This is a genomic window from Hydrosulfovibrio ferrireducens, assembly GCF_046883345.1.
Lineage (GTDB): Bacteria > Desulfobacterota > Desulfobulbia > Desulfobulbales > Desulfurivibrionaceae > Thiovibrio > Thiovibrio ferrireducens.
Genome location: NZ_JALKCW010000021.1, coordinates 99,225 through 106,689, shown reverse-complemented (window position 1 = coordinate 106,689; position 7,465 = coordinate 99,225). Strand labels below are relative to the sequence as shown.

Below are 7,465 nucleotides of genomic sequence, written 5' to 3'. Positions count from 1 at the left end.
CATTGGCGATCAGCTCAGTAAAAACACCGGTGGCAGTCCGCGTGGCCTTGAACAGCATCTTCGTGAAATCCGGCGGCGCGCTGGCATCTGTCTTGGGCTGATAGTTGGGATTGGAGAGTTGCACGATGGTCAGAGGGAGATTCTTTTTGGCAGACTCAAACGGCATCCCGAGTGCGTCGAGGATCGAAAAAAAGTCCTTTAATGAAGCGTCCCTGGTGTCGAAACCAAGACTCTGCTGCAAAGCGCCTTCCTGCTTGTAGTACACGGTGTATTCCTTGGGGGAGCCGACGCTCGCCGTACCCAAGACCTCGGTGGTTTTGACTTCCCCCTCCTTCCGGAGACTCAACATCCCGCCCTTCATCGTGGTGTTCTGCAGCCCCAAAGGGTTGTTCCACGGCTTGATGATCGCGGCGTTGATGGTGTATTTTTTCTGGCCCTTTTCGGTCTTACCCATGGCAAAGCCGGCGAACATCTCGCTGGGAAGCGCATAGGGGAAGCCCTCGATGCTGCTGGTCAGGGTGCCGAAGAAATTCAAACCCTTGGCGGCGATTACCTGGCTCGGCATGATGCTTTTCAGGGACGGTTGCGTCCTGGCCGGCATGTCAACGGTCAAAAGGTCGCAATCCTCCTTGGCATAACACACCACGGGATTCTTCAAACCAATGCCCGGTACGGAATCGCCGAAAAGAGCCTTTGAGGTGATCTCAATGGGAACCATGACCGCAACTACGGACACCGCCACATTCTGGGCATTCTTCTTATGCCCGTACATGAAGAAGATCGTGGTCTCTTTCCCGAACAGGGTCACTTTTTTCGTGTAGGCATTTCCGTCTTGCTCCACCCCGGCCTTATCGAGGAGCACATTGGATATCTGCTTGGCAGGATCGGTGCCAAAACCATTCAGCTCATTGTGGAGGTCCGTCAGGACGGAGGTGTCGAAATTGGGAGGCAGGGTTGCTGCTTGTGCCGGTGCGCTTGAAACACCGAGCATAAGCGCCAGGAATATCGCCACTGCCTTGATTGAAGTTCCCATTCCTCCTCCATCCCGACTCAGAAATAGATCATCTGTTTGACGTCCTGGAGCACACGCTCCAGCGAAGGGCGCGGGGCAAAGCGCCGGTACGAAAGATCGCCGGTGCGAAACTCATGCTGATAACGATTCAGCCGAAGCTTCGCCATGATGGCTTCCAGATGCGGACGCTGGGGACGCAGCGCGTCATTGGCTTCGGAAGCGGCCGTGTCGATGGGCTCCTTCTGGAACTCCGGCGAATAGGCATAGGTGTTGGCAGCGCGAAGGGTTTCCGAATATGACGCCGGTTTTCGGGGAGTAAGCAGGATCAAAACGTGGTGCGAGTAGTCATATTCCTCATTGGTCGAGAAGAGGTATTGGACCACGGGCACGTCGCGCAGCAAGGGTACGCCATGCTTTCCGTTGATGAATTCGCGCTCGCGCAGGCCGGAAAGGATAAGCGTTTCCCCGAAGCGCATGATGACGTTGGTGGAGACGATGTTGTTGGCCGAGGTAAGCGCCTCCTGAAACCCTTCGAATTGGGCCGGCTCAATGAAGGAGCGTGCGCCCTTCACCGCCAGGAGCAGGCGGTCGTCGTCGATGAAGGTGGGCGTGACCGAGAGGCTTACACCGATGTTCTTGTCGGACAGGGAACCGCCGTATTCCCCCTCCAGGGCAACGGAAATCGTCGAGCCGGAAAAAAAGGTGGCGGGTGTCCGGTCAAGGGCCAGCAGGCTCGGCCGGGCAATCACGTCCGCCACCGTATCTCCGGCGTTGAAGATATTGAGCGAATAACTGATCCCCGCTGCGGGGAGACCCAGGCTGCGCATAACGGTCGTGCTGCGAATATCGTCGTTCGGATCGCTGTTGGACGTACTCTTTCTCTCCCAACTGCCGTTTAGGACTATTTTCAGCCCGTCGAGCAGATTGACGCCATTGGTGTATCCGGTGGTTTCCTGCGTGCGGACAATGGTAACATCCACCACGGCCATGCGCGGCAAGGCTATGCCCTTGCAAGGCGAAGGCAGGGCAGTCAACTTTTCGGTCGCATCGCTGCTGGTGCTGCTCCCCCAGCTACTGCTGTTTCCTCCCCCCCAACTGCTGCTGCTGGAGGATTGGCTGTTCGACGACTGCACACAGTCACTCCAAGAGGGCGCAAGCGGTCCCTGCCCCTGCTCGCCGATGATTTCGCCCGCGCTGCCAGTCCCGCCCGGTGCCCCGGAAGGGGACGCTTGCGTGGCTGGCGGGAGATTCCCCGGGGTGGATTCCGCCGGCGGGACAGGCTCCGCAGCAGTGTCAGGAGCTGAATCCCCAGGTTTCGGCTCCTTGGCTGGGACAGCGGCGTTGCCGGAAATATCGGCTTGCGCATGCACCCGTTTCCACGCCCGGATCCTGTCGTTAAGAATGTGCACATCCTCCGAGGGGTTCGCCTGCTGAAAACGGTCCCTAAACTCAAGGGCGCTGGATTCCATTCCGAGCGCGGCGCTGGAAAGAGACGCGATCCGCAGGGCCTCCGGATCGTTCGGGCGCAAGGTCAGCGTGTTGTTGGCTGCCCAGAGGGCCACCGGAGCATCGCTTGCCTGATAGGCCGACCCGGCCAGGGCAAGCTGGATGTCGGGGTTGCGCGGCCGCAGCCGGGCTGCAATGGCAAACGATTTCCGGGCCGCATCGTATTGGCGTTACTCGACCTGCAGCAAACCGAGATGCCAGGCAGCCAGCCAGTGATTCGAGTCGAATTCCAGGGCCAGCCGGTATCCTGTTTCAGCCAGCTCCGCAACGGCTTGACCTTTTGTCCGGGCCATCTCGCGATACGCCAAGCCATTGAGAAAATGCAGATTAGCATCGGAGGGGGCAAGGGCCAAGGCCCGATTGAACTCCGCGTTTGCCTTCTTCGCCTTGCCGGCGGTGAGCAAGTCGATACCCTTTTCCGTGCCGACCTGAATTGGCGATTCCGCCTCGCTCCGCATTGAAGGCTGCATCCCCGCGCAACCCGCCAGTGCAAACACAATAGCCGCCGATAGACCAAAAGATGCCATACGCATTGCTGTCAATACCCCACAGTAGAGAAAATTTTCATTCTGTTGTGCAACTTTGCACAAACAATTTAGCATGTTGCCTCTTTAAACGAGAAGATAATAATACGCACCAGAAGAACTCTTTCCGATACGCAAATTCGCAGCATGGGAAGACAAGCAGATGCCGCGGGCAGGCTGTTATCTGCGCACCAGGGCGTCGGGCAGGGTTGCCTTGTGGAGCAGCCAATTTTTTTCCTGTTTTTGCAAGGAAAACATCACCCGGTGGGTTTCCTCAAAAAAATCGGGCTGGTTGTAGTTTGCGGTGACATGGACCAGAGCGCTGACCTCACCCCTCCCTTTGCTCGGAATTTTCACCAGGATTTCCTCCATGGCCACGTGCAGGTTGGCCTGGCGGGAGCGATAGGCAATGAGGTAGTGGGTGATCAGGCCGGGCTCCAACATCTCGTGGTAGTTGCGCTCAGGCACTGTAACTTCGCAGGCCGGGGCAATGAAATCCTTCACCGGCTTCATCTTGAGGGCGATCATCACCGGGGTTTCCTCCCCATCCTTGGAAAGCGAGACCGCAAGGGCGGTGAATGTGCGCTTGATCACCTGTTGATCGCTCAAATAATAGAGAAGCCAACCGCCAACCCCCATCAGCAGCACAACCACGGCGATGAAACATTTTCGCTTCATGGGGCACCTCCCTGTCTTGTTTTTTTTGTAACGGGACGTTCAGCGCTTCTTGCCGGGGGCCTTGGGCTTGCCTGCCCCGAGGGCAAACTCCGGCTCGTACCCCACCGTGAACTGGCTGACGGTGGGGTTGCGCAGGCTCAGGAAATGAGCGTTGTTCGTATCAAAGGGGCAGATCGGCATCACGCAGGGAGCAAAGCCGAATTTTCGATACAAGCGGGGGGCGCCCAAAACATAGATGGTATTCGTCTTGACCACCTCCTGCCGCAGGGCAAAACGCAGCAGCTCCGAACCGATTCCCTGCTTTTGAAACTCGGGCTTCACCGCCAGGGGCGCCAGATGCAGGCCGCACAACGCCTTGCCGTTGTAAGCCCTGGTAAAGGCGATATAGGCGACAACCGCATTGACATGGATACAGACCCATTCATGCATCGGCTTGCCATTTTGGTGGAGGTTTTCCACCAACTGCACCTCATACGTGCTGCCAGGGAATGCCTGCCGCAACAGGGCGGAAACCTTGGGATAATTGTCCGGGGTGAGTGGGCGTATCTTCACAGTTTTTGCACTCGCAATGTTATGTTTCGCATGAAGTTAGTGGTTTCTCTGCCGAGAGCGGGCTCGGCCTATGGCGGTAAATTCCTCCGGCTCCAGGCCGACAACGCCGACCATCAAGCCGCTGATCCCAGCCAAGGTGCGGTACTCGCCGGTGTTTTTCGTATTGAGCCAACCGCCGTTGAGAATCGGGGTATCAGGGGCCATGGCCCGGATGGCGAGGCATATTGAGCAAAAGATAGCTGCGCCTACATCGCCCTCGTTCATGGATCTTGGCGTGTGCAAACCTCTGGCGCAGCAATCACTCTTTGCGCACTGCGGGCCAGAGTTTTTCCTGAAAAATAAAGCCTGCCCCGGCCAAAAGGAGAAAAATAAGGATTTGCATGGCCTGGCTAAAATGGAATTCGCCGACAATTGCCCCTGCCCCGACCAGGCAAACGAGAATGGTTATGGCGGTATCCATGATCAGGGTGGCGATTATCGCGCCGATGATGCCCCCGCCAAGAGCAATGAAAAGCATGGTGTTGGCCTCGGTCAGGGCAAAAAAATGCCCCACCCCGAGGGCCAGGTACATCCCGGCGAAAAAACCGCCGAGGGCAAAGGCAAGGCGCTGGGCAAGGATTGCCACAATCGCCCCGAGACAGCCCGTGGCCACGGCAATGGCGAGTTGTATCCACCGGGGTTCATCGCCGAAAAACATCGGCGCTATTTCCATGCCGATCAGAAATCCGGCAATCCCAAGAAAAAGCCAGAAAAGCTTGCGCCCGAAGAGAAGCAACATAACGCCGGCGATTATATTGTAGATGTGCATGGGCCCTCCGTTACAGGAATGAAGCAAGGCGGATCAGCACCGCATGTTTTTTGTTCTGGTCCATTGTAGCATGCTCAGGGAAAGGGATTACATCCTTTGCTGCATTTTTCCGCCGGCCGGATCGAGGCGCTTCCCGGCTTGCGTCCTCGGATAATTCGGTTTAGGGTGCAACGCCGGGTGTGTAGCCAAGAGGGGCATGCAGCTCCTTTGTAACAGAAGAAAATAATGACCGCGAGAAAATCGTAGAATGAAAGTTGTTATTGCCGAGAAGCCTTCCGTGGCCCGCGATATTGCCGAGGTTCTTGATATCAAGAGCAAGAAGAAGGGGTACATCGAGGGGCGCGGCTGCGCGATCACCTGGGCCTTCGGCCATCTCGTGACCCTGCAGGAGCCTGGGGAATACGATCCCGCCCTCAAGCGCTGGTCGCTGGAGACCCTCCCCTTCGTGCCGGAGACCTTCAAGCTCACCCTGATCAAAAACCGCGGGGTGGACGAGCAATTCAAGGTTATCGAGACCCTGTGCCAGCAAGCCGACGAGATTATCTGCGCCACGGATGCCGGACGGGAAGGCGAGCTGATCTTCCGCTACATCCTGGCCCTGTGCAACTGCGAGGACAAGCCGATCCGCCGCCTCTGGCTCAATTCGCTCACCCCCGATGCGATCCAGGAGGCGTTCAAGGATCTCAAGGACGGCCACGACTACGACGCGCTCTATGCCGCGGCCCGCTGCCGCAGCGAGTCCGACTGGATTGTCGGCCTCAACGCCACCCGCTACTACACCGTGCGCCATGGGCGGATCGGCGGCTCCGGCGACCGGGTGCTCTGGAGCATCGGCAGGGTGCAAACCCCGGTTCTGGCCATGATCGTGGAGCGCGACGACGCCATCCTCCAGTTCCGGCCTCAGCTCTTTTGGGAGCTTACCACCCGCTACCGCGAGGTGGTGTTCAAATACACGGGCAAGCGCTTTGAAAAGCCGGAAAAGGCCCAGGTGCTGCTGGAAAAAATCACTGATCAGCCCTTTGCCATCACCGGGATCGTTGCCAAGGAGAAAAAGGAGCAGCCGCCCCAGCTCTTCGATCTCACCACCCTGCAGCGGGAAATCAACAAGCTGCACGGGCTCTCGGCCGCCGATACCCTGGCCGCCACCCAGAATCTCTACGAGAAAAAGTTCGTCACCTATCCGCGTACCGACTCGCGCTATCTGAGCAAGGACCTGCAACCGCGCATTCCCCAGATCCTCTCCCAGCTCAAAACCTTGCGGCCGGAAGAGATCGCGGTGCTCAACCTGGCAAAATTGCCCTTCAGCAAGCGAATCATCGACGATACCAAGGTGAGCGACCACCACGCCATCATCCCCACCGGCGTTGCGCCGCGCGGCCTCAGCGCCCACGAACAACTCGTCTACGAGGCGATCACCACCCAGTTCATCGCGGCTTTCTATCCCGTCTGCCTCAAGAATATCACCACGGTGAACGGGGTCAGCAATGGGGTACCGTTTGAGGCCAAGGGGACCCAGGTCGTCGAGCCGGGCTGGACCGCGCTTTTTGCCAACAAAAAACAGGCCCAGGACGCCGCCGAGGAGCAAACCCTGCCGGTGTTTACTCACGATGAAACCGGCCCGCATGAGCCCTCCCTGCGCGAAGGAAAAACCAGCCCACCCAAGCATTTTACGGAAAATTCGCTGCTCGGGGCCATGGAGGCGGCGGGCAAACTGGTGGAGGACGACAGCTTACGCGAAGCGCTCAAGGAGCGCGGCATCGGCACTCCGGCCACCCGGGCGGCCATCATCGAAACCTTGCTCAGCCGCAACTATATCCAGCGCGACAAGAAACAGCTCCGCTGCACCGACATGGGCCGCTGCCTGATCGCCCTTATCCGGGACCCCTTGCTGAAATCCCCGGAGATGACCGGGGAATGGGAGGAAAAACTGAAACAAATCGAGCGCAGCCAGCTCGATCCCGGCGAGTTCATGGGAGGGATCTCCGGCTACATCCGCACCCTGATTAAAAACGGCACTGCGGAGAGGCTGGACCCCGGACGCTGGGGCAGTTGCCCCCTCTGCGGCAAGGAGGTGGTCAAGGGGAAGCGAGCCTACGGCTGCTCGGGCTGGAAGGATGGCTGCGAATTCGTCCTCGAGCCGGAGTGCAAGGGAATAGCGCTTACGGCCAAGCAGATCCAGGTGCTGCTCCAGCAGCGCATTCTGCCCCAGCCGGTGCGGATCGAGGACGAGCCGCGCATGCTCATTCTCTCCACCCAGGGCATGGTCATGGACCTGGGGCTGCCCGCTGCCGAGCGGCAGAAAAAGGTGGAAAAAACAGATCGGCCTTGAGCAAGCAATTGCTGCGTAAGGCCGATCCTGATTCTGGGAAACACCTATGAAAAATG

8 protein-coding genes are annotated in these 7,465 nt (G+C 58.2%); 1 reads left to right on the top strand and 7 read right to left on the bottom strand.

Features of this window, described 5'->3' with window-relative positions; all coding sequences use genetic code 11:
- The 7 genes from MWR57_RS10155 to MWR57_RS10125 form a co-directional block, all read right to left on the bottom strand.
- Positions 1 to 1,033, bottom strand: a 1,033-nt coding sequence (locus MWR57_RS10155) for a hypothetical protein (protein ID WP_423124703.1), incomplete at its 3' end; no start/stop codon positions are given.
- 17 nt (positions 1,034 to 1,050) lie between these two features.
- On the bottom strand, positions 1,051 to 2,574 hold the full coding sequence (locus tag MWR57_RS10150) for a type II secretion system protein GspD (RefSeq protein WP_423124702.1): 1,524 nt from the start codon (positions 2,572 to 2,574) through the stop codon (positions 1,051 to 1,053).
- Positions 2,575 to 2,688: 114 nt separating this feature from the next.
- Positions 2,689 to 2,976 (bottom strand): hypothetical protein, encoded by a 288-nt coding sequence (locus MWR57_RS10145; RefSeq protein ID WP_423124701.1) that lies wholly within the window; start codon positions 2,974 to 2,976, stop codon positions 2,689 to 2,691.
- A 246-nt stretch (positions 2,977 to 3,222) separates the two neighbouring features.
- Complete coding sequence (locus MWR57_RS10140; RefSeq protein ID WP_423124700.1) at positions 3,223 to 3,720, bottom strand: hypothetical protein; 498 nt, start codon at positions 3,718 to 3,720, stop codon at positions 3,223 to 3,225.
- Between the two features lie 39 nt (positions 3,721 to 3,759).
- Positions 3,760 to 4,272: a GNAT family N-acetyltransferase gene (locus MWR57_RS10135; protein WP_423124699.1), complete on the bottom strand. Its 513-nt coding sequence runs from the start codon at positions 4,270 to 4,272 to the stop codon at positions 3,760 to 3,762.
- A 36-nt stretch (positions 4,273 to 4,308) separates the two neighbouring features.
- A complete protein-coding gene (locus MWR57_RS10130; protein WP_423124698.1) occupies positions 4,309 to 4,536 on the bottom strand; it encodes a triose-phosphate isomerase in 228 nt (75 codons plus the stop codon).
- A gap of 34 nt (positions 4,537 to 4,570) precedes the next feature.
- Positions 4,571 to 5,080 (bottom strand): hypothetical protein, encoded by a 510-nt coding sequence (locus MWR57_RS10125; RefSeq protein WP_423124697.1) that lies wholly within the window; start codon positions 5,078 to 5,080, stop codon positions 4,571 to 4,573.
- A 247-nt stretch (positions 5,081 to 5,327) separates the two neighbouring features.
- Here MWR57_RS10125 and MWR57_RS10120 point away from each other — a divergent pair, with 247 nt between their 5' ends.
- On the top strand, positions 5,328 to 7,409 hold the full coding sequence (locus MWR57_RS10120; RefSeq protein ID WP_423124696.1) for a DNA topoisomerase 3: 2,082 nt from the start codon (positions 5,328 to 5,330) through the stop codon (positions 7,407 to 7,409).
- Positions 7,410 to 7,465: the final 56 nt, after the last annotated feature.

Coding starts and splice junctions, on each gene's coding strand:
- MWR57_RS10145 (WP_423124701.1), bottom strand. CDS start 2,976: ATGCGGAGCGAGGCGGAATCGCCAATTCAGGTCGGCACGGAAAAGGGT.
- MWR57_RS10140 (WP_423124700.1), bottom strand. CDS start 3,720: ATGAAGCGAAAATGTTTCATCGCCGTGGTTGTGCTGCTGATGGGGGTT.
- MWR57_RS10130 (WP_423124698.1), bottom strand. CDS start 4,536: ATGAACGAGGGCGATGTAGGCGCAGCTATCTTTTGCTCAATATGCCTC.
- MWR57_RS10125 (WP_423124697.1), bottom strand. CDS start 5,080: ATGCACATCTACAATATAATCGCCGGCGTTATGTTGCTTCTCTTCGGG.
- MWR57_RS10120 (WP_423124696.1), top strand. CDS start 5,328: ATGAAAGTTGTTATTGCCGAGAAGCCTTCCGTGGCCCGCGATATTGCC.